The sequence below is a fragment of the Paracoccus sp. S3-43 genome (assembly GCF_029027965.1).
Lineage (GTDB): Bacteria > Pseudomonadota > Alphaproteobacteria > Rhodobacterales > Rhodobacteraceae > Paracoccus.
The window spans coordinates 3,131,902-3,157,800 of record NZ_CP119082.1 but is presented as its reverse complement, the minus strand read 5'-3'; the positions used below and the strand labels follow the sequence as shown (position 1 = coordinate 3,157,800).

Annotated in this window: 27 protein-coding genes, 1 tRNA gene and 1 pseudogene; 12 read left to right on the top strand and 17 right to left on the bottom strand. The window is 67.4% G+C overall.

Annotated elements, in window-relative coordinates; translation table 11 throughout:
- The first annotated feature begins 68 nt into the window (after nt 1-68).
- The 3 genes from flaF to PXD02_RS16405 are packed head-to-tail and all read left to right on the top strand — an operon-like array spanning nt 69 to nt 1,616.
- On the top strand, nt 69-434 hold the full coding sequence (gene flaF / locus PXD02_RS16415) for a flagellar biosynthesis regulator FlaF (protein ID WP_275104881.1): 366 nt from the start codon (nt 69-71) through the stop codon (nt 432-434).
- A complete protein-coding gene (gene flbT / locus PXD02_RS16410; RefSeq protein WP_275104880.1) occupies nt 431-835 on the top strand; it encodes a flagellar biosynthesis repressor FlbT in 405 nt (134 codons plus the stop codon). The genes flaF and flbT overlap by 4 nt, the downstream gene beginning before the upstream one ends.
- A 7-nt stretch (nt 836-842) precedes the next feature.
- Nucleotides 843-1,616 (top strand): DUF1217 domain-containing protein, encoded by a 774-nt coding sequence (locus tag PXD02_RS16405; protein ID WP_275104879.1) that lies wholly within the window; start codon nt 843-845, stop codon nt 1,614-1,616.
- A 149-nt stretch (nt 1,617-1,765) separates the two neighbouring features.
- On the opposite strand, the gene carB is transcribed toward PXD02_RS16405, so the two are convergent.
- The 4 genes from carB to dapD all read right to left on the bottom strand — a co-directional run bounded on the left by carB (nt 1,766) and on the right by dapD (nt 6,680).
- Nucleotides 1,766-5,101 (bottom strand): carbamoyl-phosphate synthase large subunit, encoded by a 3,336-nt coding sequence (carB, locus tag PXD02_RS16400; protein WP_275104878.1) that lies wholly within the window; start codon nt 5,099-5,101, stop codon nt 1,766-1,768.
- Nucleotides 5,068-5,277: an exopolysaccharide biosynthesis protein gene (locus tag PXD02_RS16395; RefSeq protein ID WP_275106459.1), complete on the bottom strand. Its 210-nt coding sequence runs from the start codon at nt 5,275-5,277 to the stop codon at nt 5,068-5,070. The genes carB and PXD02_RS16395 overlap by 34 nt, the downstream gene beginning before the upstream one ends.
- Before the next feature lie 132 nt (nt 5,278-5,409).
- On the bottom strand, nt 5,410-5,862 hold the full coding sequence (locus PXD02_RS16390) for a YaiI/YqxD family protein (protein ID WP_275104877.1): 453 nt from the start codon (nt 5,860-5,862) through the stop codon (nt 5,410-5,412).
- The gene (dapD, locus tag PXD02_RS16385) at nt 5,859-6,680 is read right to left on the bottom strand and encodes a 2,3,4,5-tetrahydropyridine-2,6-dicarboxylate N-succinyltransferase (protein ID WP_275104876.1); all 822 of its coding nucleotides are present in this window, start codon (nt 6,678-6,680) and stop codon (nt 5,859-5,861) included. Before dapD ends, PXD02_RS16390 begins: the two co-directional genes overlap by 4 nt.
- 80 nt (nt 6,681-6,760) lie before the next feature.
- On the opposite strand from dapD, the gene PXD02_RS16380 reads away from it, so the two are divergent.
- A complete protein-coding gene (locus tag PXD02_RS16380; RefSeq protein ID WP_275104875.1) occupies nt 6,761-7,597 on the top strand; it encodes an LOG family protein in 837 nt (278 codons plus the stop codon).
- 10 nt (nt 7,598-7,607) lie between these two features.
- Here the strand turns inward: PXD02_RS16380 and PXD02_RS16375 are convergent, their stop codons facing one another.
- The 3 genes from PXD02_RS16375 to PXD02_RS16365 all read right to left on the bottom strand — a co-directional run bounded on the left by PXD02_RS16375 (nt 7,608) and on the right by PXD02_RS16365 (nt 9,974).
- Nucleotides 7,608-8,054 carry an invasion associated locus B family protein gene (locus PXD02_RS16375; protein WP_275104874.1) on the bottom strand — a complete coding sequence of 149 codons (447 nt, stop codon included), beginning with the start codon at nt 8,052-8,054 and terminating at the stop codon, nt 7,608-7,610.
- Between the two features lie 100 nt (nt 8,055-8,154).
- Nucleotides 8,155-9,324 carry a dual-specificity RNA methyltransferase RlmN gene (rlmN, locus tag PXD02_RS16370; protein WP_275104873.1) on the bottom strand — a complete coding sequence of 390 codons (1,170 nt, stop codon included), beginning with the start codon at nt 9,322-9,324 and terminating at the stop codon, nt 8,155-8,157.
- 125 nt (nt 9,325-9,449) lie between these two features.
- Nucleotides 9,450-9,974, bottom strand: coding sequence for an invasion associated locus B family protein (locus PXD02_RS16365; RefSeq protein WP_275104872.1), 525 nt, complete (start codon nt 9,972-9,974; stop codon nt 9,450-9,452).
- A 150-nt stretch (nt 9,975-10,124) separates the two neighbouring features.
- On the opposite strand from PXD02_RS16365, the gene PXD02_RS16360 reads away from it, so the two are divergent.
- Entirely contained in the window at nt 10,125-11,111 is a 987-nt protein-coding gene (locus tag PXD02_RS16360) for an asparaginase (protein ID WP_275104871.1), read from the top strand.
- On the opposite strand, the gene PXD02_RS16355 is transcribed toward PXD02_RS16360, so the two are convergent.
- A complete protein-coding gene (locus PXD02_RS16355; protein WP_275104870.1) occupies nt 11,108-11,866 on the bottom strand; it encodes a TSUP family transporter in 759 nt (252 codons plus the stop codon). The genes PXD02_RS16360 and PXD02_RS16355 overlap by 4 nt on opposite strands.
- Before the next feature lie 112 nt (nt 11,867-11,978).
- Here PXD02_RS16355 and PXD02_RS16350 point away from each other — a divergent pair, with 112 nt between their 5' ends.
- Entirely contained in the window at nt 11,979-12,980 is a 1,002-nt protein-coding gene (locus PXD02_RS16350) for an NAD(P)H-dependent flavin oxidoreductase (protein WP_275104869.1), read from the top strand.
- Here PXD02_RS16350 and serB read toward each other — a convergent pair.
- From serB to PXD02_RS16330, 4 genes are all read right to left on the bottom strand, one after another.
- On the bottom strand, nt 12,970-13,848 hold the full coding sequence (serB, locus tag PXD02_RS16345; protein ID WP_275104867.1) for a phosphoserine phosphatase SerB: 879 nt from the start codon (nt 13,846-13,848) through the stop codon (nt 12,970-12,972). The genes PXD02_RS16350 and serB overlap by 11 nt on opposite strands.
- A 28-nt stretch (nt 13,849-13,876) precedes the next feature.
- The gene (locus PXD02_RS16340) at nt 13,877-14,719 is read right to left on the bottom strand and encodes a C40 family peptidase (protein ID WP_275104866.1); all 843 of its coding nucleotides are present in this window, start codon (nt 14,717-14,719) and stop codon (nt 13,877-13,879) included.
- Nucleotides 14,716-16,089: a leucyl aminopeptidase family protein gene (locus PXD02_RS16335; RefSeq protein WP_275104865.1), complete on the bottom strand. Its 1,374-nt coding sequence runs from the start codon at nt 16,087-16,089 to the stop codon at nt 14,716-14,718. Before PXD02_RS16335 ends, PXD02_RS16340 begins: the two co-directional genes overlap by 4 nt.
- A 64-nt stretch (nt 16,090-16,153) precedes the next feature.
- Entirely contained in the window at nt 16,154-16,531 is a 378-nt protein-coding gene (locus PXD02_RS16330; RefSeq protein ID WP_275104864.1) for a hypothetical protein, read from the bottom strand.
- Nucleotides 16,532-16,671: 140 nt separating this feature from the next.
- On the opposite strand from PXD02_RS16330, the gene PXD02_RS16325 reads away from it, so the two are divergent.
- Nucleotides 16,672-17,319, top strand: coding sequence for a carbonic anhydrase (locus tag PXD02_RS16325; RefSeq protein WP_275104863.1), 648 nt, complete (start codon nt 16,672-16,674; stop codon nt 17,317-17,319).
- 54 nt (nt 17,320-17,373) lie between these two features.
- Here PXD02_RS16325 and PXD02_RS16320 read toward each other — a convergent pair whose 3' ends face one another.
- The 5 genes from PXD02_RS16320 to PXD02_RS16300 form a co-directional block, all read right to left on the bottom strand.
- On the bottom strand, nt 17,374-17,973 hold the full coding sequence (locus tag PXD02_RS16320; RefSeq protein ID WP_275104862.1) for a DedA family protein: 600 nt from the start codon (nt 17,971-17,973) through the stop codon (nt 17,374-17,376).
- A gap of 4 nt (nt 17,974-17,977) precedes the next feature.
- Complete coding sequence (locus PXD02_RS16315) at nt 17,978-19,000, bottom strand: aspartate-semialdehyde dehydrogenase (protein WP_275104861.1); 1,023 nt, start codon at nt 18,998-19,000, stop codon at nt 17,978-17,980.
- 84 nt (nt 19,001-19,084) lie between these two features.
- Nucleotides 19,085-19,699, bottom strand: a complete 615-nt coding sequence (locus PXD02_RS16310) for a glycosyltransferase family 29 protein (RefSeq protein ID WP_275104860.1) — start codon at nt 19,697-19,699, stop codon at nt 19,085-19,087.
- Nucleotides 19,696-20,745, bottom strand: a complete 1,050-nt coding sequence (locus PXD02_RS16305; protein ID WP_275104859.1) for a glycosyltransferase family 4 protein — start codon at nt 20,743-20,745, stop codon at nt 19,696-19,698. The genes PXD02_RS16310 and PXD02_RS16305 overlap by 4 nt, the downstream gene beginning before the upstream one ends.
- Nucleotides 20,738-21,928, bottom strand: coding sequence for an MFS transporter (locus PXD02_RS16300; protein ID WP_275104858.1), 1,191 nt, complete (start codon nt 21,926-21,928; stop codon nt 20,738-20,740). The genes PXD02_RS16305 and PXD02_RS16300 overlap by 8 nt, the downstream gene beginning before the upstream one ends.
- 200 nt (nt 21,929-22,128) lie before the next feature.
- On the opposite strand from PXD02_RS16300, the gene leuB reads away from it, so the two are divergent.
- The 5 genes and pseudogenes from leuB to PXD02_RS16275 all read left to right on the top strand — a co-directional run bounded on the left by leuB (nt 22,129) and on the right by PXD02_RS16275 (nt 25,862).
- Nucleotides 22,129-23,253: a 3-isopropylmalate dehydrogenase gene (gene leuB / locus PXD02_RS16295; protein WP_275104857.1), complete on the top strand. Its 1,125-nt coding sequence runs from the start codon at nt 22,129-22,131 to the stop codon at nt 23,251-23,253.
- Nucleotides 23,253-24,211 (top strand): annotated as a pseudogene (locus tag PXD02_RS16935) (DMT family transporter). The gene leuB and the pseudogene PXD02_RS16935 overlap by 1 nt, the downstream one beginning before the upstream one ends.
- Nucleotides 24,212-24,258: 47 nt before the next feature.
- Nucleotides 24,259-24,335, top strand: a tRNA-Pro gene (locus PXD02_RS16285).
- A 364-nt stretch (nt 24,336-24,699) separates the two neighbouring features.
- Entirely contained in the window at nt 24,700-25,623 is a 924-nt protein-coding gene (locus tag PXD02_RS16280; RefSeq protein ID WP_275104856.1) for an ABC-three component system protein, read from the top strand.
- Entirely contained in the window at nt 25,620-25,862 is a 243-nt protein-coding gene (locus PXD02_RS16275; RefSeq protein ID WP_275104855.1) for an ABC-three component system middle component 6, read from the top strand. The genes PXD02_RS16280 and PXD02_RS16275 overlap by 4 nt, the downstream gene beginning before the upstream one ends.
- Nucleotides 25,863-25,899: the final 37 nt, after the last annotated feature.

Sequence of the window (25,899 nt, the reverse complement as noted above, 5' to 3'; positions counted from 1 at the left end):
CAAGACCCGGCGGGGCGCCCATGGGGTGCCCCACTTCTGCTGAACCCTTAAGATCAGGATGATCAACCTTGAACGCGGTTCCGTATTTTTCCGCCAACGGATATGGCAGCAGCATCGTCCGCACCGCGCGTGACGCCGAATACGATGTCTTCTCTCGCGTGACCCGCATGTTGCGCCAGGCAGAGGACAATGGGCAGGGCCCCGATCGGATCGCCTCCGTGGACAAGAATAACCAGTTGTGGACGATCCTTGCCAGCGATCTGGCCGATCCCGGCAATGCGCTGCCGGATCATGTCCGGGCCGGGCTGCTGTCGCTGGCAGGCTTTGCCCTGCGTCACGGCCATCGGGCGTTGTCGGGCAGGGTCGGCCTTGCCCCGCTGATCGACATCAACATGGCCATGATGCGCGGCCTGCGCCAGGAGGCCCCGGCATGAGCGGCCTTGTCCTGAAACTCGCCCCCAACGAACGCGTGCTGATCAACGGCGCGGTCATCGAAAACGGCGACCGCCGGTCCAAGATCGCCATCCGCACGCCCAATGCGAATGTCCTGCGGCTGAAGGATGCGATCCATCCCGACCGGGCCAACACCCCGGTCGGCCGCGCCTGCTATATCGCCCAGCTGATCCTGTCGGGCGATGCCGAACCCGCCGAAGGAAAACGCCAGCTTCTTCTGGCCATCGCCCAGCTTGCCCTGGTGTTCGAGGACGAGGCCAGCCAGGCAGCCCTGCATGAGGCCCGCGCCAGCATCGAGGAAGGCGCGGCCTATCCCGCCCTGCGGCGGCTGCGCGATCTTCTGCCGCAGGAAGAACAGCTTATTCAAGCCCGCCGCCAATGAGGATGCCATGGCCATCGCCATCAATGTCGGACTAAGCGGCCTGGCCGGATGGCGCGTCCTGCAACGCATGGAATCGCGCCAGGTCGAGGCTACGGCCAAGGATCCCGTGGTCCAGCGCGCCACCGCCTATCTTCGGGAAAACCTGACGGCCACCACCACGGCCGAGGATCTGGTTAGCGATTACAAGATGCTGCAGGTGGCGTTGGGCGCCTTTGGCCTTGACGAGGATATGGCCAACAAGGCCTTCATCCGCAAGGTTCTGGAATCCGATCTGGGGGACAGCGCGTCCCTCGCCAATCGGCTGGGCGACAAGCGTTACCTGAAACTGGCCCAGGCCTTCGGCAAGCGCGGCGACGCCGCCGCGACGGGCGAGGCGCTGAGCCAGACCTATGTCCAGCGGCAATTCGAAAAGCGCGTGGGCGAGGGGGACCAAAGCTATCGCCTGGCCCTGAACGCCCGGAACGAGGTCAAGTCCTTCGCCTCGCGCACCTCCAGCGACAAGACGCTGTGGTATGAAGTCCTGGGCAACAAACAGCTTCGGACCGTTTTCCAAGGCGCATTCGGGATGAGCAAGTCGATCGCCAACCTGCCGGTCGACCGGCAGTTGGAGGAGTTCATGTCGGCGTCGGAACGCGTCCTGGGCAGCAGCAGTTTTTCCAAGATCGCCACCGACGAGACCATCGACAAGCTGACCACGCGCTATCTTGCCCTGTCGCAGATCCAGACGACGACGACCAGCAACCGCTATACCGCCGCGCTGTCCCTGTTGTCGGGGGCATGATCCGGGCGCGTGGCGTGCCTGTCCGCAGCGCCGGATGAACGAACCTATCCTTGGCCCGGCGGTTCAAGGACGGTTGCGAACGTCCGTGCTGTTGAAGCAGGACGGCCAGCGATCCGAGAGCGCCGACTGTCCTGTTGCCAGCGCGGGCTTCAGGCTTGCAGGCTTCTGACGCCGACCTCGCCTTCCTCGCGCGACTTGATGGCGGCGACCGCGGCGATGCTGCCCGCGGCGGTGGTGAAATAGGGGATCTTGTCGTACAGTGCGACGGCCCGGATCTCACGGGAATCGGCGATGGCCTGGGCGCCCTCGGTCGTGTTCAGGACCATGGCGATCTCGCCGTTCTTCAGGCGGTCGACGATATTGGGACGGCCTTCATAGACCTTGTTGACGCGGGCGGTTTCGACCCCGGATGCGGCCAGGAAATCGGCGGTGCCGCTGGTCGCGATCAGCTGGAAACCCATCGTTGTCAGGTCGCGGGCCGCATCGGCCAGGGCCTCGGACTTGTCGGCATCCTTGACCGACAGGAACACCCGTCCCTCGAAAGGCAGGTTCGACCCCGCGCCCATCTGCGCCTTCAGGAAGGCGCGGGCGAAGTTGCGATCCCAACCCATCACCTCTCCGGTCGAGCGCATTTCCGGCCCAAGCAGCGTGTCGACGCCGGGGAAGCGGGCGAAGGGCAGAACGGCCTCTTTCACCGAGAACCAGGGCGTGATCGGATCGGCCAGGGTCATCGGATCAGCAAAGGGCAGGTCGTCCTCGGGTCCGACGCCGGCCGGGTAGGGCGCGCGCATCGGGAAGTGGGACATCGGTTCGCCGGCCATCAGCCTTGCGGCGATCGAGGCGATGGCGCTGTCGGTGGCCTTGGCGACGAAGGGCACGGTGCGGCTGGCGCGCGGGTTCACCTCCAGCACATAGATCGTGCCGTCCTTCAGCGCGAATTGCACGTTCATCAGCCCCTTGACCCGCAGCGCGCGGGCCATGGCGACGGTCTGGCGTTTCAGTTCCTCGATGGTCGCGGCGTCCAGCGTGTGCGGCGGCAGGCAGCAGGCCGAATCGCCGGAATGGACGCCCGCTTCCTCGATATGTTCCATGATCCCGGCGACATGGACGGTTTCGCCGTCCGACAGGGCGTCCACATCGACCTCGATCGCGCCGGACAGGTAGCTGTCCAGCAGCACCGGGTTCTTGCCCGAGACGCTGACCGCCTCGGTGATGTAGCGGCGCAGATGGTCCATGTCGCGCACGATCTCCATCGCGCGGCCGCCCAGGACATAGGAGGGGCGGATGACCAGCGGAAAGCCGATGCGTTCGGCGATCCGGATGGCCTCGGCATCGGAACGGGCGATGCCGTTGACGGGCTGGCGCAGGTCCAACTCGTTCAGCAGCTTCTGGAAGCGCTCACGATCCTCGGCCAGGTCGATGGCGTCCGGCGTGGTGCCCAGGATCGGGATGCCCTCGGCCTCGAGCGCGTTGGCCAGTTTCAGCGGCGTCTGGCCGCCGAACTGCACGATCACGCCGTGCAGGGTGCCGTTTTCCTGCTCGACCCGCAGGATTTCCAGCACATGCTCCAGTGTCAGGGGTTCGAAATACAGCCGGTCCGAGGTGTCATAGTCGGTCGAGACCGTTTCCGGGTTGCAGTTGACCATGATCGTCTCATAGCCCGCATCGGTCAGGGCGAAGCAGGCGTGGCAGCAGCAGTAATCGAACTCGATCCCCTGGCCGATCCGGTTCGGGCCGCCGCCCAGGATGACGACCTTCTTCGCGCCGGTGGGGCGGGATTCGCATTCCACGTCGCCCATCGCCGGGGCTTCGTAGGTCGAGTACATATAGGGGGTCTGGGCCTCGAATTCGGCGGCGCAGGTGTCGATGCGCTTGAAGACGGGCAGGACGCCCGCGCCGCGGCGGGCGCGGCGGATCTGGTCCTCGTCCCGGCCGGTCAGGTGGGCCAGGCGGGCATCGGTGAAGCCCATCATCTTCAGCGCGCGCAATCCTTCGGCGTCCTGGGGCAGGCCCGCGTCGCGAAGGGCGTTTTCGGCATCGACGATGTCGCGCAGCCGGGCCAGGAACCAGGGGTCGAAGCTGGTCACGCGGCCGATTTCGTCGTCCGACAGGCCCAGGCGCATCGCCTGGGCGATGACGCGCAGCCGGTCGGGCGTGGCCCTGGACAGGGCGGCGATGATCGCGGCCTTGCCCTGGTCCGCGCCCTCGATGGCGATCTCGTCCAGGCCGGTCAGGCCGTTCTCCATCGAGGCAAGCGCCTTTTGCAGCGATTCGGGAAAGCTGCGGCCGATGGCCATGACCTCGCCCACGGATTTCATGGCGGTGGTCAGTTCGGGCTGGGAACCGGGGAATTTCTCGAAGGCGAAGCGCGGGATTTTCGTGACCACATAGTCGATGGACGGCTCGAAGGAGGCGGGCGTGACCTTGGTGATGTCGTTGTCCAGCTCGTCCAGCGTATAGCCGACCGCCAGTTTCGCCGCGATCTTGGCGATCGGGAAGCCCGTCGCCTTGGACGCAAGCGCCGAGGACCGTGACACGCGCGGGTTCATCTCGATCACCACCATGCGGCCATCGGCGGGGTTGATCGCCCATTGCACGTTCGACCCGCCGGTTTCCACGCCGATCTCGCGCAGCACGGCGATCGAGCCGTTGCGCATGATCTGGTATTCCCGGTCGGTCAGGGTCAGCGCCGGGGCGACGGTGATGGAATCGCCGGTATGGACGCCCATCGGGTCGACGTTCTCGATGGCGCAGACGATGATGGCGTTGTCGTTGCGATCCCGCACGACCTCCATCTCGAATTCCTTCCAGCCCAGCAGGCTTTCGTCGACCAGCACCTGCGCGACCGGGGATGCGTCCAGGCCCGACCGGACGATCCGTTCGTAATCGTCGCGGTTATAGGCGACGCCGCCGCCGGTTCCGCCCAGGGTGAAGGCGGGGCGGATGATGGCGGGCAGGCCGATCTCCTCCAGCGCGTCCATGGCCTGGGCCACGCCCGCGCTGATGTCGTATTTTCCGTTCGCGCCCTTCGGCGCGGCGACGATGGTGGCCCTGGGGTTTTCCAGCCCGATCCGGTCCATCGCCTCGCGGAACAGCTTGCGGTCCTCGGCCATTTCGATGGCGGCCCGCTGCGCGCCGATCAGTTCCACGCCATAGCGGTTCAGCACGCCCATGTCCGCCAGGGCCAGGGCGGTGTTCAGCCCGGTCTGCCCGCCCATCGTCGGCAGCAGCGCATCGGGGCGTTCCTTGGCGATGATCTTTTCGACGATTTCGGGGGTGATCGGCTCGATATAGGTGGCGTCGGCCATTTCCGGGTCGGTCATGATCGTCGCGGGGTTCGAGTTGACCAGGATCACCCGATAGCCTTCCTCGCGCAGCGCCTTGCAGGCCTGGGCGCCGGAATAGTCGAATTCGCAGGCCTGGCCGATGACGATGGGGCCTGCGCCGATGATCAGGATCGACTTGATATCGGTTCTTTTCGGCATGGCGGTCCCCTGGGGCTGGCGGCTGATAAATCGTCCGGGGTTATAGCCATGCACGGTCGGACCGCAAGGCCCAGCACCGTGAACAGCCCGTCGCGCGCCAGCATCCCGAAGGCCAGCAGCCTGACCGTTGCCCCCAGCAGCGACGAGGTGAAGGGCACCCGTTCCAGGAACGGCATCGCCCGCCCGCAGACCAGGCACGGCGCCTGGGTCAGCCTGCGCACCAGCCAGGCCAGCCGGGCCGGGTGATGCGGTCGATCCAGCGGGCCGGGCGGGGTGCGATTGGAACGCACGGCCAGCGGGAAGGTTGGTCAGCCGCGCAGCGCGGCGCCCAGTTCGCGGTCCAGCACTTGCAGGAACCGCGCCCGGTCGGCCTTGCCGAAGCTGGCCCCGCCGCCCTGCATGAAGGGGTTCGAGGCCCGCAGATCCGCCATCAGGTCGCGGGCCGCCAGGCGCGGGCCGATATTGGAAAGGCTCAGCACCTCGCCGTCATGGGTGACGACGCGCGCCCCGGCCTTGAGGCAGCGGTCGGCCAGCGGCAGGTCGCCCGTCACCACCACATCGCCCGGCCCGCATTGATCGGCGATCCATTTGTCGGCCTCGTCCGGGCCTTCGGCGACGATCTTCAGCGTGACAAGCGGATTGGCCGGGGGCCGCAGCCCGCCATTGCAGACCAGCACCATCGGCACCCGCAGCCGCGTCACCACGCGCTCGGCCTCGGGCTTGACCGGGCAGGCATCGGCGTCGATGTAAAGCTTGGTCAATCCCGCAGCAATTCGTTGATCGAGGTCTTGGACCGCGTCTGCGCGTCCACCCGCTTGACGATCACCGCGCAATACAGGTTCACGCCGTTCTTCGACGGCAGCGACCCGGCGACGACGACCGATCCGGCCGGAACCTCGCCATACATCACCTGACCCGTTTCGCGGTCGACGATCTTGGTGGACTGGCCGATGAACACCCCCATGCCCAGGACCGAGCCTTCGCGGACGATGCAGCCCTCGACCACTTCCGAACGCGCGCCGATGAAGCAATTGTCCTCGATGATGGTGGGGCCGGCTTGCAGCGGCTCCAGCACGCCGCCGATGCCGACGCCGCCGGACAGGTGGACGTTCTGGCCGATCTGCGCGCAGGATCCGACCGTGGCCCAGGTATCGACCATCGTGCCCTCGCCCACGCGGGCGCCCAGGTTGACGAAGGACGGCATCAGCACCGCGCCCGGCGCGATATAGGCGCTGCGCCGCACGATGGCCCCCGGCACGGCGCGGAACCCGGCCGCGCGCCACTGGTTGTCGCCCCAGCCCGCGAATTTCGACGGCACCTTGTCCCACCAGTTGCCGCCCTGCGGGCCGCCCGACATCTGTTCCATGTCGTTCAGGCGGAAGGACAGCAGCACGGCCTTTTTCGCCCACTGGTTCACATGCCAGTCATCGCCGCGTTTTTCGGCCACCCGCAGGGCGCCGCTGTCCAGCTGGGCCAGCGTCTCCTCGACCGCCTCGCGCACGATGCCGGTGGTGGCGCTGTCGATCTCGGCGCGGGCTTCCCACGCGGCCTCGATGGCGGTTTCAAGGGCTTGGGTCATCGGCCTCTCCTGCGGCGGGTGGAAACTGTCACCTGTGGGCTATAAGCCTGGGGCAAGGCCCGTGCAATCCGAGGATCCGAATGAACGACGCTGCCAAGACCACCGAGGACCGCGCCCACCCCTTTCCGCACAGCGACGAGGATGCGGTCCGCGCCGAACTGATCCCCGACACGCCGCAGACGCGTTCGCCCGCCTATCAGCTGGCCTTCACCGACCGCGATTTCCTGCTGCGAGAGGAGTTGCGTCCCGTCCGCCTGCAACTGGAACTGCTGAAACCGCAGATGCTGCTGGACGAGGCCGGGGTGGAATCGACCGTGGTGATGTTCGGCGGCGCCCGGATCCCCTCGCCCGAAAACGCGGCCCTGGCGCGCACGCCGACGCTGGCAAGGCTGTCGGCCTATTACGAGGAGGCGCGGCTTTTCGCCCAGGAAATGACCCGCCGCAGCCTGGAGACCGGCGGGCGCGACTTCGTCATCGCCACCGGCGGCGGCCCCGGCGTGATGGAGGCGGGCAATCTGGGCGCGTATCAGGCGGGCGGCAAGTCCATCGGCCTGGGCATCGTGCTGCCCCATGAACAGGCCCCAAACATCTATGTGACGCCGGAACTGTGCTTCAACTTCCACTATTTCGCGATCCGCAAGATGCATTTCCTGATGCGCGCGCGGGCGATCACCATCTTCCCCGGCGGCTTCGGCACCCTGGACGAAACCTTCGAGGCCCTGACCCTGATCCAGACCGGCCGCATGGCCCGCGTCCCCTTCCTGATGTTCGGACGGGAGTTCTGGGAGGGGATCATCAACTGGAAGGGCCTGGCCGAGGCTGGGACGATCTCGGACGAGGATCTGGGGCTGATCCATTATGTCGAGACGGCCGAGGAGGCGGTGGCGGTGATTGATGGGTGGGGGAAGCCAGCTTGACCCCTGTTGATCAAAGTCCGTCGCAGATCGGGTTCTGTTCTTTCAGGCGGCCCAGTGCCGCGGAGGAGCCAGCCAGGCTGAACCGCGTCATCGGTTGCGCCCCCAAGGTGATCTCCAGCGAGGAACCGGACCGCAAGGCAGTGACAATGGCCTCTATCTCGGCCACGGTGAATGGCTTGCCAAGATGGAGCGCCGCCTGATCGCAGCCATGATCCTGGCAAGTCACGGGCAGAAACAGAGGCGGACGCTGATCGACACGCAGTTGCAGAATCGCATGTTCGATGCCGCTGACATTGGCGGGCCGCAAGTCGGGTCTCAGGGAAAGCCCCACAAAGCCGCCGTTCCCGCATCCGAGCTCCAGCCGGTGACCCTGCATATTTCGTACATAGACGCCGCCCGTGTCGTCCGATGCTTCGGGGGCGCGATACACCCAATCAGCAAGGGCAGGGGTCGCCACAAGCACTCCGACGGCGAAAAGTAAGGATCTCAACATGATTACCTCGCACAAGACACGCTTAGGAAAGCTTATCAGAAAGACCGGATGAAATCGACCGGCCTCACCCCACCTCAGCCGCAATCTCCGCCCGCGACTTCCGCCCCCGCTCGGTCGCCGACTTCAACTGACCACAGGCCGCCATGATGTCCTCGCCCCTCGGCGTGCGGATCGGGCTGGCGTAACCGGCCTTGTAGATGATGTCGGCAAAAGCGTGGATGCGGTTGTTGCTCGACCGTTTATAGGGCGCGCCGGGCCATTCGTTGAAGGGGATCAGGTTGATCTTGGCCGGGATCCCCCGGATCAATTCCACCAGCCGATGCGCATCCGCATCGCTGTCGTTCACCCCGGCCAGCATCACGTATTCAAAGGTGATCCGCTCGCTGTTGGACAGGCGCGGATAATCGCGCAGCGCGTCGAGCAGCGTGGCGATGTTCCAGCGCTTGTTGATCGGCACCAGGACGTTGCGCACCTCGTCGGTGGTGGCGTGGAAGCTGACGGCCAACTGGCAGCCGATCTCGGCGGCGGTGCGGGCGATCTCGGGGACCACGCCGCTGGTGGACAGGGTGATGCGGCGGCGCGACAGGGACAGCCCCTCGTTGTCCATGCAGACCTTCATCGCGTCGCGCACGGCGTCGAAATTATACAGCGGCTCGCCCATCCCCATCAGCACGATATTGCTGACCAGCCGCGTCTCATCCTTGGGGGCGCCGGGAACGGGCCATTCGCCCAGATCGTCGCGCGCCAGCATCAACTGGCCGACGATTTCCCCGGCGGTCAGGTTGCGCACCAGCTTCTGCGTGCCGGTATGGCAGAAGGAACAGGTCAGCGTGCAGCCGACCTGACTGGACACGCACAGCGTGCCGCGCCCTTCCTCGGGGATATAGACGGTCTCGACCTCATGGCCCCCGGCGATGCGGACCAGATACTTGCGGGTGCCGTCCTCGCTGATCTGGCGGGTGACGATCTCGGGCAGGGCGATCTCGAACTTTTCGGCCAGTAGGGCGCGGTAATCCTTGGCCAGGTTCGACATCTGCGCGAAATCGCGCACGCCCCAGTGATAGATCCACTGCCAGACCTGGCCCACGCGCATTCTGGCCTGTTTCTCGGGCGTGCCCGCCGCAATCAGCGCATCGCGCAACTGGGTCCGCGTCAGCCCGACGATATTCACCCGGCCACTGTCCGGCAGCTTGCGGGGAAGGGTCAGGACATCCTGCGTGATGGGCGCGTTCATGGGGACTACCGGTGCTTGCGAAGACCCGCAGATAAGCGAATCGAGGCCGAAAATCAACCGGCCCCGCCCTTTCACTTTGGCTTAAATATCCCACAGGGGGTCCGGGGGACGTGAAGTCCCCCGGCTTACTGACAGCGCGACCGCGCCGTATTGGTCGCCGCCGTGATCCCGGCCAGGCTGAACGTGTCCTTGGTCACCGTGCCGCGCGAAGACCGCCCGGTGATGACCGCGTTCGTGCCGCCGCGCAGGGCGCCGATCAGCTTTTCATCCTCGGACGCGCTGCCGGTCCAGGCGCTTTCGCCCTCGGTGAACAGGTTGAACTTGGCGCCGCCGACATCGACCTCGACCGTGCTGTCGGGGGCGAAGGGATAGCCGCCGCTGAAGCTGACCTCGCCGTTCTGGCCGGGGCGATAGGCCACATACAGCCGGATATCGCCGCGCGTCACCTCGCGCGGGGCGCCGTTCGCGTCGGTGTTCTGGGTTGCCTTGGGCGGCGAGACCGCCCAGCATTCCTTGGGATTTTCCGCCGCGAAGACGGTCCAGTCGCCTTCGGTCGCGACGACATTGGTGGATTCCTGCGCCCCTGCGGTCCCCAGGCCCGCGATCAGGGCAAGGGCTGCGGTCATGCCGCGCAGCGTGGTCTTGGTCATGCTCTGGCCTCCTGCCATAGTTTTCGCCGCATCAGGGGGGTTTTTCCCGATTGCCGTGGTCTTTTCAACCATCTGCGGTCACGATAGCCAAAATCACCGCGCGAGAAAGAGCGCAAGGCAGGAAATCGCGCAATTGTCAGGGGAGAAGCCATGCGACCCGCGGAACTGATCCAGTTGTGGCGCGGCGGCCAGCGCGAAAGCCTGCATTGCGGCCATGCCGTCATCTGCGACGGCAAGGGCGTGGTCGAGGTCTGGGGCTGTCCCGGCGAAATCGTCTTTCCCCGGTCGTCCTGCAAGATGATCCAGGCGCTGCCCCTGATCGAGAGCGGCGCGGCGGATGCGGCGGGGCTGACCGACCGGCACCTGGCGCTGGCCTGCGCCAGCCACAGCGGCGCGCGGCTGCATGTGGACGCGGTGGGCCAATGGCTGGATGGCCTGGGCCTGGCCGAATCCGACCTGCGCTGCGGCTGCCACATGCCGCGCGACGCCGAGGAAAACCGCCGCCTGACCTGCGGCGGCGAATCCCCCTGCCAGCTGCACAACAACTGTTCGGGCAAGCACGCGGGTTTCCTGACGCTGAACCGGCATCTGGGCGGCGGGCCTGATTATGTGGACCCCGGCCATCCCGTCCAGCAGGCCGTGAAGGCCGCCTTCGAGGAGGTGACCAAAGAGGTCAGCCCCGGCCATGGCATCGACGGCTGTTCGGCCCCGAACTGGTCCTGTTCGCTGGCGGGGCTGGGCCGGGCGATGGCGGCTTTCGCCGATCCGGCCGACGATCGGCGGGGCCGGGCGATGCGGCGGCTGGTGGATGCGATGCGCACCCATCCCGAACTGGTCCCGGGCGAGGGGCGCGCCTGCACGATCCTGATGCGCGCGATGGGCGGCCGCGTCGCCGCCAAGACCGGGGCCGAGGCGGTGTTCGTGGCGATCCTGCCCGATCAGGGCCTGGGCGTGGCCTTGAAGATCAGCGATGGCGGCACCCGCGCGGCCGAGGCCGCGATCACCGCCCTGCTGGTCCATCTGGGTGTGCTGGACAAAGCCGATCCCGCGGTCGGCCGCTTCCTGACCGACCCGATCCGCAACTGGCGCGGCATCCCCACCGGAGAGATGCGGACGGCGCCGGGCTTTCCCGCCTAGATCATCTGCCAGATCAGCCGCAGCGCCAGCGCGGTCGAGGTGGCGACCAGCAACGGCTTGATCAGCCGCGCGCCGATCCGGCTGGCCAGCCGCGACCCCAGCATCGCGCCCGCGATCTGCGCCACGCCCATCACGATCCCCACCAGCCACAGCGGTTGGCCCACCAGGGCGAAGGCCGCAAGCCCGCCCAGGTTCGACGCGAAGTTCAGCAGCTTGGTATGCGCGGTGGCCTTCAGCACACCATAGCCCGCCAGGGTGACGAAGGCGATCATGTAGAACGATCCCGCCCCCGGTCCCAGAACGCCGTCATAGAACCCGACCAGCGGCACCGCCGTCAGCGCAAAGGCCGCGGGCGCGACCCGCTGTGCCCGGTCCAGGTCGTTCAGCCCCGGCTTCAGCGCGAAGAACAAGGCGATGGCGATCAGGATCACCGGAAGCACCAGCCTCAGCTTGTCGGTGGGCAGAAAGCTGACCAGCGCCGCGCCGAGCGCCCCCGCCAGCCCCGCGATCAGCGCCGATCTCCACTGGCCGCGCAAATCGACCAGCCCCCGCGCGGCATAGCTGACCGCCGCCGTCGCCGCGCCGAAGACCCCCTGCACCTTGTTGGTGGCCAGCGCCTGCGCGGGCGGGATCCCCGCCAGCATCAGCACCGGCAGGGTGATCAGCCCGCCGCCCCCGGCGATCGAATCGATGAAGCCCGCCGCGAACCCGGCGGCGGCAAGGATCAGCAGAAGGTCCAGCGACAAATCCAGCATGGCGCGCGCCATGCGCCTTTGGCCGGGTTTTGTAAAGCGGCGAAGGCCGGGGGTTTCACACCCCCGGACCCCCGTGGGATACTTGCGCCAAGGCAAAACACAGGAGCGGCCGATGTTCGATGACATGATACACCCGGTGGTGCAGGCGCCCATGGCGGGAACCTCGACGCCGGAACTGGCGGTGGCGGTCTGCAATGCCGGGGGCCTGGGGTTTCTGGCCTTCGGCGCCCTGGACGCGGCGGCGGCGGGCAAGGCGATCCGGGCGGCGCGGCAGGGGACCGACCGGATCTTCGGCGTGAACCTGTTCTGCCACGCCCCGACTGTCCGCGACGCGGCCCGAGAGGCGGGCTGGATCGACGCGCTTCGCCCGGTCTTTGCCCGCTTCGGGGCAGAGCCGCCCGCCTCGCTGTCCGAGATCTATCCCAGTTTCCGCGGCAATGACGCGATGCTGGCGGCGCTGCTGGCCGAACGGCCCGCCATCGTCGGCTGCCATTTCGGGCTGCCCGCGCCCGACCAGATCGCGGCGCTGAAAGGGGCGGGGTGCAGGCTGTGGGCCACCGCGACCTCGGTCGACGAGGGGCGGGCGATCCGTGATGCGGGCTTCGACGTGATGGTGGCCCAGGGCTGGGAGGCGGGCGGCCATCGCGGCATCTTCCAGCCCGACGGGCCGGACGCCCGGCTGGATCATCCGGCGCTTGTGCGGGCCTTGGTTCCGCTGGGCCTGCCGGTGGTCGCGGCGGGGGCGATCATGGACCGGGCGGCGGCGCGCGCGGCGATGGCGGCGGGGGCGGTCGCGGTGCAATGCGGCACCGCCTTCCTGCGCGCGCCCGAGGCCGCGACCCCGCCCGCCCATCGCGCCGCCCTGTCGGGCGGGCAGACGGCGATGACGCGGGCGATCTCGGGCCGTCCGGCGCGCTGCCTGGTCAATGATTTCACCGCCATCGACGACCGGGCCGTGGCGGGCTATCCGATGGCCTATGACATCGGCAAGGCGCTGAACGCCGCCGCCAAGGCGCGGGGGAACGACGGCTATGGCGCGTTCTGGGCGGGGACGGGCGCCGCCGCCAGCGTCGCGCGTCCGGCGGCGGAGACGGTGCTGGCGATCAGCCCGTGACGACATCGCGCGCGGAATAGCCCTGCAAATACAGCAGCGCCGTCAGGTCGCCGTGGTCGATGCGGATCTGCGCCTGGGCCGCGACCGATGGCTTGGCGTGCAGCGCGACCCCGGTTCCGGCAAGCTGGATCATCCCCAGGTCGTTCGCGCCGTCGCCCACCGCGATCACATCCGCCGGTGTCAGGCCGCGCGCCGCGGCGATCGATTGCAGCGCCTCGACCTTGGCCTCGCGGCCCAGGATCGGCATCCCGACCCGGCCGGTCAGCAGCCCGCCCTCGGCCAGCAGGGTGTTGGCGCGGTGTTCGTCAAAGCCCAGCCGGTCGGCAATCGCCTGCGTGAAGGCCGTGAAGCCGCCCGATACCAGCGCCGCATAGCCGCCGTTCGCGCGCATCGTCGCCACCAGTTCCGCCCCCCCCGAGGCCAGCGTGATGCGAGAGGCCAGCACATCCGCGATCACGCTGTCCTTCAGCCCGGTCAGCAGCGACACCCGTTCGGTCAGGGCGCCGTTGAAATCCAGTTCCCCGTTCATGGCGCGGGCGGTGATTTCGGCCACGCGCGGGCCGACGCCCGCGACATGGGCCAGTTCGTCGATGCATTCCTGGCCGATCATGGTGGAATCCATGTCGGCCAGCAGGATCTGCTTGCGCCGCCCCTGCGCCGGCTGGATCGCCAGATCCAGCGTCTGGGCGTGCAGGTCGGCCCAGGCGTCCTGGAAATCGGCGGGCCTGCCGGCCAGGTCGAATTCCGCCGCGATCGCGGGGTTCAGCCAGCGGACCGGCCCGCCTCCCCAGCGGTCGGCCAGGGCCTGCGCCGTCTGATGCGTCAGGTTGGCGCGCAGGGGCGATGCGATCAGCGAAACGGTGAACATGGCCGCGTCTCCTTTGTTCCGGCGCGGTCTAGGCCATGGCAGCGGGCTGCGCCAGAGGCGGACGGCGGATCCCCAGGAACGGCCCGTCCCCCTGCGCGTCGATCCGCGCGATGGCCTGGGCGATCGGCTCGACGATCACCGCCATGGCCCAGGCGGTCGCGTGGATCATCAGGTCGGGCGACATGGCCAGGGCGACATGGCCGGGCCAGAACAGCAGGTCGCCCCGCCGGATCTCCTCGGCCGCCGGAAAGGCGTCGCGTTGCAGGTCGCTGTCGCCGGGGCAGGGGATGTCGCAGGCCGTCAGCGCCGCCTGCGCCAGCCCCGAACAGTCGATCCCCCAGCGGCTGTTGCCGCCCCACAGATAGGGCGTGCCCAGCAGGCTTTCCGCGACCGGCACCGGGTCGGTCGCGGGCTGGTCGCCGATATGCTGGACCGGAACGAAGCCGCCGTCGGCCAGCCGGGCGAAGCGCCCCTCGGTCCCCGTCACCGACAGGCGCGCGCCGAGTGACAGGCTGGCCCGTTCCGGCCGCTTCATGTCCGGGGCGGGATAGACATGGGTCGCGGGGGCCGTCACCCGATGCGTGACGGGCGCCAGGTCGCGGGTCAGCGCGGCGGCGGGCAGCCAGCCGCAATAGCCGTCCAGCGCGGCCTGGACGAAGCACCAGCCGCCCCGCGTGTCGATCACCGTGACATCGGCGCCGAAATTGACCTGCCGGTCGCGGCGGCCATCGGGCGCCATCGTAAGGTCGGCCAGCGGCACGATCAGCCGCGCGGCCTGGCCGGGGGTATAGGCGGGCCGTTCGATCACCCCGCACAGGCTTTCCAGGGCGACGCGTTCCGTGGCGGGGGTCAGGCGGCGGTCCAGCGTCATGGCAGGAATGGCAGGATCTGCGGCAGCGCCGCCAGGATTGCCCGCGCCCCCTGGCCGAGGCCGCCCTTGGGACGGCCCGGCGCCAGCACCGGCTGCCAGCCATAGATATCCAGATGGACATAGCGCCCGGCCCCCTGGGCGAAGCGGCGCAGGAACAGCGCGGCGGTGATCGACCCCGCCATGCCGCCCGAGGGCGCGTTGTCCAGATCGGCGATCGGCGGCTCGATCTGCGATTCGTAGCCGTCCCAGAAGGGCATCCGCCACAGGGGATCGGCTGTTGCCATCGCGGCGCGGGTCAGCGCCTCGGCTGTGGCGTCGTCGTCGCAATAAAACGGCGGTAGGTCGGGACCAAGCGCCACCCGCGCCGCCCCGGTCAAGGTGGCCAGCGAGATCATCAGGTCGGGCGATTCCTCGGCCCCCAGCGTCAGCGCATCGGCCAGGATCAGGCGGCCTTCGGCATCGGTGTTGTTCACCTCGACCGTCAGGCCCTTGCGGCTTTTCAGCACGTCTCCCGGCCGGAAGGATGTGGCCGAGACGCTGTTTTCGACCACCGGCAGCAGCACCCGGATCCGCATCCGGTCCGCCGCGCCGGTCAGCGCCAGCATCCTCAGCAGGCCCAGCGCGGTGGCCGCCCCGCCCATGTCCTTTTTCATCAGCAGCATCGACGCCGAGGGCTTGATGTCCAGCCCGCCCGTGTCGAAGCAGACCCCTTTGCCGACCACCGTCAGGCGCGGGCCGCTGTCGCCCAGGCGGATGTCGATCAGGCGGGGGGCCTGTTCGGCGGCGCGGCCGACCGCGTGGATCATCGGCAGGTTGGCGTCCAGAAGGCCGGTGCCGGTGGTGACCGCGACGCTGGCCCCGATCTCGTCCGCCAGGGCGCGGGCGGCGGCTTCCAGGTCGTTTGGCCCCATGTCGTTGGCCGGGGTGTTGATCAGGTCGCGGGTCAGGAACTCTCCGGCCGCCTGGGCGCGGATCCGGGCGGGATCGGCGCCTTCGGGGCAGATGAACTGCGGCCCGGCATAGGGCGCGCCCTTGTAGCGGGAAAAGCGATACTGGCCCAGCAGCAGCGCCAGGGCCGCCTCATTCGGGTCGGCCCCCTGGGGCAGGGCGACGCGCCAGGTTCCCGGCGGCAGCGCCGTGGCATGGGCCAGGGCGAAGCGGTGGCGGCTGGCCTGCGCGCGGTCCCCCAGGCCCAGGAAGGCCCCGGCCAGCCCGCCCGAGGCGTTGGGCAGCAGGCAAATCTCGGCCATCTTTCCCGAAAAGCCGCTGGCGGCAGGCCAGGGTCCGGCCTGGTCGGCCAGGGGGTCGCCCTTCCAGACCGCCCAAAGCGGCAGGGCATCGGCGGAATCGGGGGCGAAATCGGGGATCATGGGGCCTGTCCTTGGATCGGTCGGGGGAGAGATTACAGGCTGGATGCGCCCCCGCAACCCCGTCTCAGTCCAGGTGGCCCCGATCCCAGATGGCCGTCAGCGACCGGTTGCCCACCCGCATCAGCCGGGCATGGACCGCGCCGATGGCCACGGCCTCGCGCCGGTCGGCGCAAAAGCCCAGATCCATCGCCACCCCCGCCAGCGACAGCAGCCCGATCTGCCAGGCCAGCCGGGCCAGCAGATCGCATTGGCGCGCGGCCTCGGCCAGGTCGTCCGCCCTCACGGCCTTGTCGGCGCCGGTCAGGGCGCCCGCCAGCTGTTCCAGGGCCAGGCCGATGACGTTCTGCGCCGCTGTTTCGCCCAGTTCGGTCACGATGTCGCCCAGGCGGCGGGAATCGACCCGGACCGGTTCCGATACGGCCAACGCCATGATTTGTGCCATCTGCCTTGCCTTCTGTCTTGCATGTCGATCCGGCGACCATGCCTGCACGCCATGAAGAAAGGCTTGCCGCCGACAGAAGAAATCTCTCGAATTTGCCTTAATCACGACCTATCAAGCGGCGGGACAAGACAAGGTGAGCCATGCATAATATCCGTCCGCTGCCGCAATATCTGGCGGGCCGCTTTCACGGCTGGAAGGCCACGTCCTATGCCGAGAACAGCGCCTGGTATCGCCGCCTTGCCATCGACGGTCAGCGCCCGCGCGCGATGGTGATTTCCTGCTGCGACTCGCGCGTCCACGTCACCAGCATCTTCGGGGCGGATTCGGGCGAATTCTTCATCCACCGCAACATCGCCAACCTGGTGCCGCCCTATGCGCCCGACGGGTTGCAGCACGGCACCTCGGCCGCCGTCGAATACGCGGTGCAGGCGCTGAAGGTGGCGCATCTGATCGTCGTCGGCCATACCCATTGCGGCGGCGTCGCGGGCTGCCATGCGATGTGTTCCGGCCAGGCGCCCGAGCTTGAGGAAAAGACCAGTTTCGTGGGCCGCTGGATGGACATCCTGCGCCCCGGCTATGACCGCGTGAAGGATCTGCCCGAGGCCGAGCAGGTCGCCGCCCTGGAACGGGAAGCGGTGCTGGTCTCGATCGAGAACCTGATGACCTTCCCCTTTGTCCGGGCGGCGGTCGAAGGGGGGCAGATGTCGCTGCACGGCCTGGTCCACGACATCAGCGAAGGGACGCTGTTCCAAGCGATCGACGGCGGCAAAAGCTGGACGGCCGTCTGATCGGAATGCAAGCCCCGCGGTCCGGGGTGGTGGACCGCACGAGGCGATGCACAGTCAGGCGTCGGGCTTCCAGCGGATCACGCGCCAGACATACAGCGCGACGATGCCCAGCACCACCGCCGTGGACAGCGGGTCGATCCAGGATTCGACGCGTTCATAGCGGTCTTCCAGCAGATAGCCGGCAAGCGCCAGCCCGCCCGACCAGATGAAGCTGCCAAGCGCGGTGAACAGCAGGAACTGCCCCCGCGGCATCCGCTCGATCCCGGCGGGGATCGAGATCAGGGTGCGCACGGTCGGGATGAACCGGCCGAAGAACACCACGGCCCGGCCATGGCGGCGGAACCATCCCTCGGCCGCGGCGAATTCGGACAGGGTCAGGGTCAGCCAGCGGCCATGGCGCGCGATCAGCAGCCGCATCCGCTGCGCGCCGAAGGCCCGCCCGGCCAGATACCAGAACCAGGCCCCCGCCAGCGATCCCAGGCCCCCGGCCAGGATCGCCAGCCACAGGGGCGTGCCGCCGCGCGCCGCGTTGAAGCCCGCCAGCGGCATGATCAGTTCCGACGGAATCGGCGGAAAGAGGTTTTCCAGAAACATCAGGGCGGCGATGGCCAACGCCCCGCCGCCGTTCAGGAATCCGGTGATCCAGTCGAACACCCGGTCAGCCTTTTTTCAGCACGCGGTTGCCCAGCAGCTCGGCGATCTGCACGGCGTTCAGCGCCGCGCCCTTGCGCAGGTTGTCGCTGACGCACCACAGGTTCAACCCGTTTTCCACCGTCACGTCCTGGCGGATGCGGCTGATGAAGGTGGCGAAATCGCCCACGCATTCGACCGGAGTCGTATATCCGCCCGGTTCGCGCTTATCCACGACCAGGATGCCCGGCGCCTCGCGCAGGATGTCGCGGGCCTCGTCCTCGTCCAGGAAATCCTCGAACTCGATATTGATGGATTCCGAATGGCCGACGAAGACCGGGACGCGCACGCAGGTCGCCGTGACCTTGATCGACGGATCGAGGATCTTCTTGGTCTCGGCGACCATCTTCCATTCTTCCTTGGTATCGCCGCTGTCCAGGAAGACGTCGATCTGCGGGATCACGTTGAAGGCGATCTGCTTCTGGAACTTCTTGGCCGCGACCTCCTGGCCCGGCACATACATGCCCTTGGTCTGGTCCCACAGCTCGTCCATGCCCTCCTTGCCCGCGCCGGAGACGGACTGATAGGTGCTGACCACCACCCGCCTGATCCGCGCGCGGTCGTGCAGCGGCTTCAGCGCCACGACCATCTGCGCGGTCGAGCAGTTGGGGTTCGCGATGATCATCTTGTTGCGGTAATCCTGGATCGCGTCCGGGTTCACCTCGGGCACGATCAGCGGGATTTCGGGGTCATAGCGATAGAGCGACGAGTTGTCGATCACCACGCAGCCCGCCGCGGCGGCCCTGGGCGCATGGATTTTCGTGGCGTCCGAGCCGATGGCGAACAGCGCGATGTCCCAGCCGGTCCAGTCGAACTGCTCGATGTCCTTCACCTTGAGGGTCTTGTCGCCAAAGCTGACTTCGGTGCCCTGCGACCGGCGCGAAGCCAGCGCGGCAATCTCATCCACGGGGAACATGCGTTCCGACAGGATGTTCAGCATTTCGCGGCCCACATTCCCCGTGGCGCCCGCGACGACGACTTTGTAACCCATCTCCTTGGGACTCCTTTTCTGGCGGTCGCGTGGCTTTAGCGCAAGCAGGCCAGCAAGGGAAGGGGAAAGGGTCCGGCGGGCCGGTCACGCCAGGATCAGCCGCCCGTCCCGGCGCTGCATGTCCGCGACCCAGGCGGCCTCGGCGCCGAAGTCATGGGGCACCTGGTCGGCGGTGCGGCTGCCCGACAGGCTTTGGCTGGCGAAGAAATCGAAACCATAGAGCGTCAGGCTGGCCAGGCCGGACCGCAGCGCCAGGTCGATCATCATCGCCCCCGTGGTCGGCGGGGCGGCCAGGCGGTCCTTCAGCGCGTGGTAATCGGCCAGCGGATGCAGATAGAAGCCCTCGCCATGCGCGATGCGCCAGCCCAGCCGCTTGCGCTTGGGCGACATCCACAGGACGCGGCGCGGCGCGAGGCGGGCCAGATCGGCATCGGCCAGCCGCACCGCCAGGGCCAGCCAGTCGGTGCGGGTGCCGTGGCTGTAGGCCGAGGGCATGGGCGCGCGGTTGATGCGGATCACCAGGTCGGCGGCGTCGATGGCCGCGCCGTGCCGGGTTTCGGCCAGCGACCGGGCATTGCCGATCAGCGCGACGGTCTTGCCCGCCAGCTCGGCCAGCAGATCGGCCTGCGGGACCGAAAGGCTGGCGATGGCCGCGTCGTCCCGCAGGGTCCGGGCGGCATAGAAGCGCAGCTTGTTCATGGCCGGCCTAGAAGATCGTGATAGATGGCGACCAGGGCGCGGGCCTCGGTCTCGATGGCGTGGTTCGCGGTGACATGGGCAAGCGCGGCGCGGCCCGCCGCCTGGCGCGCGGGATCGTCGTCCAGCCAGCGGCGCAGGGCGTCGGTCAGGGCGTCGGGATCGTCCGGCGGCACCAGGCTGCCGGTCACGCCGTCGCGGATCAGCGTCTCATAGGCGCCGACGCGGGCGGCGACGGTCGGCACGCCGCAGGCCATCGCCTCCAGCGGCGTCAGGCCGAAGCCCTCCCACCGGGCGGGGGCGGCGAACAGATCCAGCGCCTGGTAGTGGCGCACCACCTGGTCCCAGGGCAGCTCGCCCAGGAAGCGGATCCGGTCCGACAGGCCCGCCGCCGCGATCCGGGCCAGCAGGTCGTCGGCGAAGGCGCGGTTGTCGGGGGTGATGCGGCCGGTGAAGATGATCTGCGCGCGCGGGCGGTCGGGCAGCAGCCGCAGCCCGGCGCGGACCAGCAGGTCGACCCCCTTTTGGGCGCGCACCCGGCCGAAGCAGCCGATCAGCACCGCGTCGGGATCAAGCCCCAGGTCGCGGCGCAGCGCCGCCCGGTCGGGCGCGGGGCGGAAGACATGGGTATCCACCCCGTGCATCACCACCGTCGCGGGCCGGTCCAGATAGCGGGCGGCCTTGTCCGAGGTGGCGACAAGCGCGTCCTGTCGGCGGATCAGCCATTTGGTAAAGCCGGTATGGCGGCGCTGCGCGGCCGATGTGAACAACAGCCGGTATTTCCGCCGCAGGATCCGCCGCAGGATCAGGCCCAAGGCCATTTCGGTGTTGCGCCGGGCGTGCCAGACCCGCCAGCGGTCGCGCGGCATCGTCGCGGCCCGGATCAGCGGGATATGCGGCACCTCGGGCGGCAGGCCGGGGCCGGTGGCGCGGATGGCGATCATCCGCGCCTGCACCGGTATCAGGCGAACCACGGTCGCGGTGACGCCCGACAGGCGGCGTTTCAGGTTCGGGGCGACGACCAGCGGATCGACCATGGGTTCAGCCATGCCGGGCCTCGGGCGTCAGGAAATACAGGGCGAAACCGATGGCAAGCGGGATCAGGAAGAACAGGAACAGCAGGGCGAAGGCCTGCGGCGGCGCAAAGGCCCCGGACGCTGCCTGGAACACCGGGCGCGAGGCGAACTGCATCACGCCGACCCCTCCGATCGAGATCATGTTCAGGAACGTCACCCCCCGCCCGACCAGGTGATCGGGCAGGAACGACCGGCCATGCGCCATCAGCAGCACATAGCCCGCCCCGGACAGCCCGATCATCGCCAGCAGGACCACCGCCACCCCCAGGCCGGGATGCGGGTTCAGGCACAGAAATCCCATCACCGCCAGCGTCGCGCCGGTGAAGATCAGCACCGTCCGGCGCAGGCTGCCCACCACCCGCACGGCGGGGGCGACCAGGAAATTCCCCAGGATCATCGCCAGCCCCATCGCCAGCGTGGCCCGCCCGATCAGCCCGGCGTCCGCGCCGAACACCCGTTCCAGATAGGGCGCGGCCCACAGGCCCCGGATCGCGCCGGATGCGGCATAGTTCACGAAGAACAAGGGCAGGATGAACCACAGGGCGCGGATCCGCAGCACCTCGGCCAGCGAACCCTGGGGATGGTCCGCGCCCAGCCGGGCCGGGTCGCGCACCGTCAGCGCGATCAGCAGGGCCACCGCCACCGTCAAGGCGCCCAAGGCCCCCATGGTCGCGCGCCAGCCGAAGGCCTGGATGGCCCAGACCAGCGGCGTCGCGCCCAGGATGTTGCCCAGCGACCCGAAGCCCACGATCATCCCCGCCATGGCGCCGAAGGCGGCCACCGGATATTCGCGGGCAACGATGTAATAGGATCCCATCAGCGCGGGCGCGCAGCCCACCCCCAGCAGCGCCATCGCCAGATGCAGATGCCAGGGCGCCTGGGCCAGGGCAAAGACCGCCGCCCCCGCGCCCCCGGCGCCGCCCAGCAGAAGGGCCACGGTCAGGCGCGGCCCGATCCGGTCCAGCATCCGCCCCACCGGGATCTGCATCGCCGCGAAGGTCGCGAACCACAGCCCCGAAGACAGCGCCAGATCGCCGGGCGTGGCGCCAAGCGTGGTCCCCAGCACCGGCGTCAGCACCGCCAGGAAGGCGCGATAGAACTGGCTGAGGACATAGGCCAGAACCAGGCTGACGATCCCGACTGAGATTTTGGGCATAAGCGGCTTCCTTCCCTTGCCGCGCAAGCTGCGACAGGGCGCGCAAAGGTGCAAGACGTGCAATTCGCCAGCCGGTCGGACCATGCCCGCGCGGGGCCTCGGGCGGGGCCGGCCCGGCGCGGATCGCGCCCTGCCCGAACTTGACCCCGCAGCGGCGCTTGGCTAGTGCCGCAGGGGCATCGCGCCCGTAAGGAGGAACCATGTCCGACAGCTATTCCCTGCTTATCCTGCCCGGCGACGGGATCGGCCCCGAGGTCATGGCCGAGGTGGTCAAGGTCATCGGCTGGTTCGAGGCCAATCGCGGCATGTCCTTCGACATCAGCCACGGGCTGGTCGGCGGGTCGTCCTATGACGCGCACGGAGTGCCGCTGACGGACGAGACGATGGCCCGCGCGCAATCGGTCGACGCGGTGCTGCTGGGCGCGGTCGGCGGGCCGAAATACGACACGCTGGATTTCAGCCTCAAGCCCGAGCGCGGGTTGCTGCGCCTGCGCAAGGAGATGGACCTTTACGCGAACCTGCGCCCGGCGCAATGCTTCGACGCGCTGGCCGATTTTTCGTCGCTGAAGCGGGACGTCGTGGCGGGCCTGGATATCCTGATCGTGCGCGAGCTGACCTCGGGCGTCTATTTCGGCGAGCCGCGCGGCATCCATGCCGACGACAACAACCCCGAAAACGAAGGCGGCCGCGTCGGCATCAACACCCAGCGTTATACCAGCGGGGAAATCCGCCGCGTCGCCCGATCGGCCTTCGAACTGGCCCGGCGGCGGTCGAACCGGGTCTGTTCGATGGAAAAGGCCAATGTGATGGAATCCGGCATCCTCTGGCGCGAAGAGGTGCAATGGGTCCATGACAACGAATACCCTGACGTGGAGTTGTCGCATATGTATGCCGACAACGGCGCCATGCAGCTGGTCCGCAACCCGCGCCAATTTGATGTGATCGTCACCGACAACCTGTTCGGCGATCTGCTGTCGGATGCCGCCGCGATGCTGACCGGCAGCCTGGGGATGCTGCCCTCGGCCAGCCTGGGGGCGCCGATGGCGAACGGCCGGCCCAAGGCGATGTACGAACCCGTCCACGGATCCGCCCCCGACATCGCGGGGAAGGCGCTGGCCAACCCGATCGCCTGCATCCTGTCCTTCGCGATGGCGCTGCGCTATTCCTTCGACGAAGGCCAGGCGGCGTCCGATCTGGAACGCGCGGTGGAACGGGTGCTGGCCTGCGGCGTGCGCACCGCCGACCTGATGGGACCAGAGGGCGGCACGCCGGTTTCGACCTCGCAGATGGGCGACCGCATCGTCGCGGCCCTGTCCCAGAGCTGATGGAGGGCGCGTCAAACGTTCGCGGCGCGGCCTTGGCCTTGCTGGCCATGGGCCTCTATGCGACGCATGACGTGGTGATCAAGACGCTGGGCACGCAGTATCCCGCGCTGCAAGTGCTGTTCTTTTCGTCGCTTCTGTCCTTTCCGCTGGTGATGGTCATCATCATGCGCGACCCCACCCCCGGCACGCTGCGCCCGGCCCATCCCGGCTGGGTCGCGGCCCGGACGGTGGTGGGGGTGATCGCCGGGATGGGCAGCTTCTTCGCGTTCTCGCAACTGCCGCTGGCGCAGGTCTATGCGATCCTGTTCGCCGCGCCGCTGCTGGTGACGGTCCTGTCGATCCCGATCTTGGGAGAACGGGTCGGGATGCACCGGTGGCTGGCGGTCGTGGCGGGCCTGGCCGGCGTCCTGATCGTGCTGCGCCCCGGCGCGCAGCCCCTGGGGCCGGGTCATGCGGCCGCGCTGGCGGCGGCCATGGGTCGGCCATGACCGCCGTCATCCTGCGCAAACTGGGCCGGTCGGAACGCCCGCTGGTCCTGCTGATGTGGCCGATGCTGGGCAACTTCCTGGCCACCGGCGCATCGCTGGCCATCGGATACCGGCCAATGGAACTGCCGCATCTGGCCCTTGCCGGGGTGATCGCCTGCCTTGGCCTGATCGCCGGGTTTCTGCTGATCCTCGCCTATCGCGCCGGAGAGGCCGCGATCGTCGCCCCGATGCAGTATTCGCAGATCCTCTGGGCCACGGCCTATGGCTGGATCTTCTTCGACGAGGTTCTGGACCTGCCCACCGTCCTGGGCGCCACGGTGATCATCGGGTCGGGCATCTATATCGTCTGGCGCGAAGGCAGGGGCGGCAATTCCACCAACCGCCCCGTGATCGCCTCGCGCATCCGCGCGGAAACGGTGACGGCGCCCCGCACCACGCTTTTGCAAAGAATATGGCCGCCGCGCCCCTGACGGGGCTTGCATTCGCCCGCCGCCCGCGCTACCTGCCCCACCACGGTCGGAGCGTAGCGCAGCCTGGTAGCGCACCTGCTTCGGGAGCAGGGGGTCGGAGGTTCGAATCCTCTCGCTCCGACCAGTTTTCGATTGATAAGAGGCAGATAGTTCTGCCTTTTTGATTAAGGGAATTGCCTCGTGACGAGGCCACAATTTCACTAAAATACTGAAACATATTGTGTTTGCGCTTATCGAGATCATAAAGCACGCAGCGGGATTGCGTGCTGCTATCGATGTTTACGGCGACAGGGATGCCTTGAGGTGCGGCAGGACAATTAAGTCCTCATAATGAGGCGAACTGGTTCGCCCACCGAGCGGCGCCTTAAGTCTCTTGCGACCCATCCACTATGGCCGCAAAATCGCTATAGCTGGCGTTGGCCAAACTGAGAGGTTCGACATTTGTTTGTGGGATCGATGGGCAGTTGGCAGCGGAGAATGAGGGGCGAATGGACGAATTTGATTGGGAATGGCAGCGCCTCCGCGCCGAATCGGATTTAAAAGATCTCGAAGGTGACGCATTCGAAACGCGATTTCAGTTGGTTGCAAAGTCGCTCTGGAAAGATGACTTCACGCCTACAATTCCCATGGGGCGACGTGGCGACCTGAAGTGCGATGGGTTCCGGCTTTCAACCGGCACCGTATATCAGTGCTATGGTCCCCGCTACGGACAGGCAAACGTCGACGACGCTCTAGCGAAGATTGAAGAAGATTTCCGTGGAGCGAAGGAGCATTGGGGTGCTCAGCTTCAAGAGTGGAAATTCGTAGTCAATCTTTATCGCGACAAGCTACCTTCAGAACTGGTGCGCAAGATAGGTCAGCTTGCCGACGAACTGAAGGTTCCGGCGGGACCGCTTACTCGGTCCGACATTCTAGGCCTGCTCCGGAGCTTGCCGGCAGAGGAGCGTGCGCGGCTCTATGGCCGTGCGCCCCGGGCGACGGATATGGCAAGGATCACCTACGCGAATCTGGGGCGAGCCCTCACCTTGATCCGCCGCGCCATCGCCATCGATCCGAACGAGCCCGTGCCACTCTCCGCCGACCTCGCGACCAAGGTGAGCTTCAACACATTATCCGATGCGACGCGCCACTTTCTTTCGATCGGCCAGACCGGCGTCATGAAGGTCGAAGACTACTTGCACGACCAACCCGATCCGGAGGAACCGGAACGTATGGCACAAGGGTTCAAGGCCCGGTACGCAGAATGCCGCACGTCGGGTCTTGAACCCGATCACATATTCAGGGAGATGGTAGTCTTCGCAGGCGGCGGCACGGGCGACGCAGAGCGCGACACCGCAGCTCTAGCGATCGTGACACGCTTTTTCGAAACTTGTCAGATATTTGAGATTCCAGTGGTGGAATTTGCGCCGTGATCCTTCCAACAAAGAATATCAGTCCAGATCGTGCACTGCTCACGCTGGCTGGCAAGGTTTTTGACGGTCTCGGCTCCCCGCGTACGGTCTCCGGCATCTGGGATGAATTTCGAATGCAGCAGGAGGCTCATCCGGTTTCATATGCCTTCTTCATCCTCGCTATTGACTTACTCTTTATGATGAAATTGGTCTCGATCACCGACGACGGACTCATTCGTCGTCGCGTCGGAGGCCAGTGATGCTGCACCGCTTATCATCTGACCGGTCAGGATTCAG

Bases quoted from the DNA above. Each gene is read 5' to 3' on its own strand.
- flbT (WP_275104880.1), top strand. From the start codon at position 431: ATGAGCGGCCTTGTCCTGAAACTCGCCCCCAACGAACGCGTGCTGATC.
- PXD02_RS16405 (WP_275104879.1), top strand. From the start codon at position 843: ATGGCCATCGCCATCAATGTCGGACTAAGCGGCCTGGCCGGATGGCGC.
- carB (WP_275104878.1), bottom strand. From the start codon at position 5,101: ATGCCGAAAAGAACCGATATCAAGTCGATCCTGATCATCGGCGCAGGC.
- PXD02_RS16395 (WP_275106459.1), bottom strand. From the start codon at position 5,277: ATGCCGTTCCTGGAACGGGTGCCCTTCACCTCGTCGCTGCTGGGGGCA.
- dapD (WP_275104876.1), bottom strand. From the start codon at position 6,680: ATGACCCAAGCCCTTGAAACCGCCATCGAGGCCGCGTGGGAAGCCCGC.
- PXD02_RS16380 (WP_275104875.1), top strand. From the start codon at position 6,761: ATGAACGACGCTGCCAAGACCACCGAGGACCGCGCCCACCCCTTTCCG.
- rlmN (WP_275104873.1), bottom strand. From the start codon at position 9,324: ATGAACGCGCCCATCACGCAGGATGTCCTGACCCTTCCCCGCAAGCTG.
- PXD02_RS16365 (WP_275104872.1), bottom strand. From the start codon at position 9,974: ATGACCAAGACCACGCTGCGCGGCATGACCGCAGCCCTTGCCCTGATC.
- PXD02_RS16360 (WP_275104871.1), top strand. From the start codon at position 10,125: ATGCGACCCGCGGAACTGATCCAGTTGTGGCGCGGCGGCCAGCGCGAA.
- PXD02_RS16355 (WP_275104870.1), bottom strand. From the start codon at position 11,866: ATGCTGGATTTGTCGCTGGACCTTCTGCTGATCCTTGCCGCCGCCGGG.
- PXD02_RS16350 (WP_275104869.1), top strand. From the start codon at position 11,979: ATGTTCGATGACATGATACACCCGGTGGTGCAGGCGCCCATGGCGGGA.
- serB (WP_275104867.1), bottom strand. From the start codon at position 13,848: ATGTTCACCGTTTCGCTGATCGCATCGCCCCTGCGCGCCAACCTGACG.
- PXD02_RS16340 (WP_275104866.1), bottom strand. From the start codon at position 14,719: ATGACGCTGGACCGCCGCCTGACCCCCGCCACGGAACGCGTCGCCCTG.
- PXD02_RS16335 (WP_275104865.1), bottom strand. From the start codon at position 16,089: ATGATCCCCGATTTCGCCCCCGATTCCGCCGATGCCCTGCCGCTTTGG.
- PXD02_RS16330 (WP_275104864.1), bottom strand. From the start codon at position 16,531: ATGGCACAAATCATGGCGTTGGCCGTATCGGAACCGGTCCGGGTCGAT.
- PXD02_RS16325 (WP_275104863.1), top strand. From the start codon at position 16,672: ATGCATAATATCCGTCCGCTGCCGCAATATCTGGCGGGCCGCTTTCAC.
- PXD02_RS16315 (WP_275104861.1), bottom strand. From the start codon at position 19,000: ATGGGTTACAAAGTCGTCGTCGCGGGCGCCACGGGGAATGTGGGCCGC.
- PXD02_RS16310 (WP_275104860.1), bottom strand. From the start codon at position 19,699: ATGAACAAGCTGCGCTTCTATGCCGCCCGGACCCTGCGGGACGACGCG.
- PXD02_RS16305 (WP_275104859.1), bottom strand. From the start codon at position 20,745: ATGGCTGAACCCATGGTCGATCCGCTGGTCGTCGCCCCGAACCTGAAA.
- PXD02_RS16300 (WP_275104858.1), bottom strand. From the start codon at position 21,928: ATGCCCAAAATCTCAGTCGGGATCGTCAGCCTGGTTCTGGCCTATGTC.
- leuB (WP_275104857.1), top strand. From the start codon at position 22,129: ATGTCCGACAGCTATTCCCTGCTTATCCTGCCCGGCGACGGGATCGGC.
- PXD02_RS16280 (WP_275104856.1), top strand. From the start codon at position 24,700: ATGGACGAATTTGATTGGGAATGGCAGCGCCTCCGCGCCGAATCGGAT.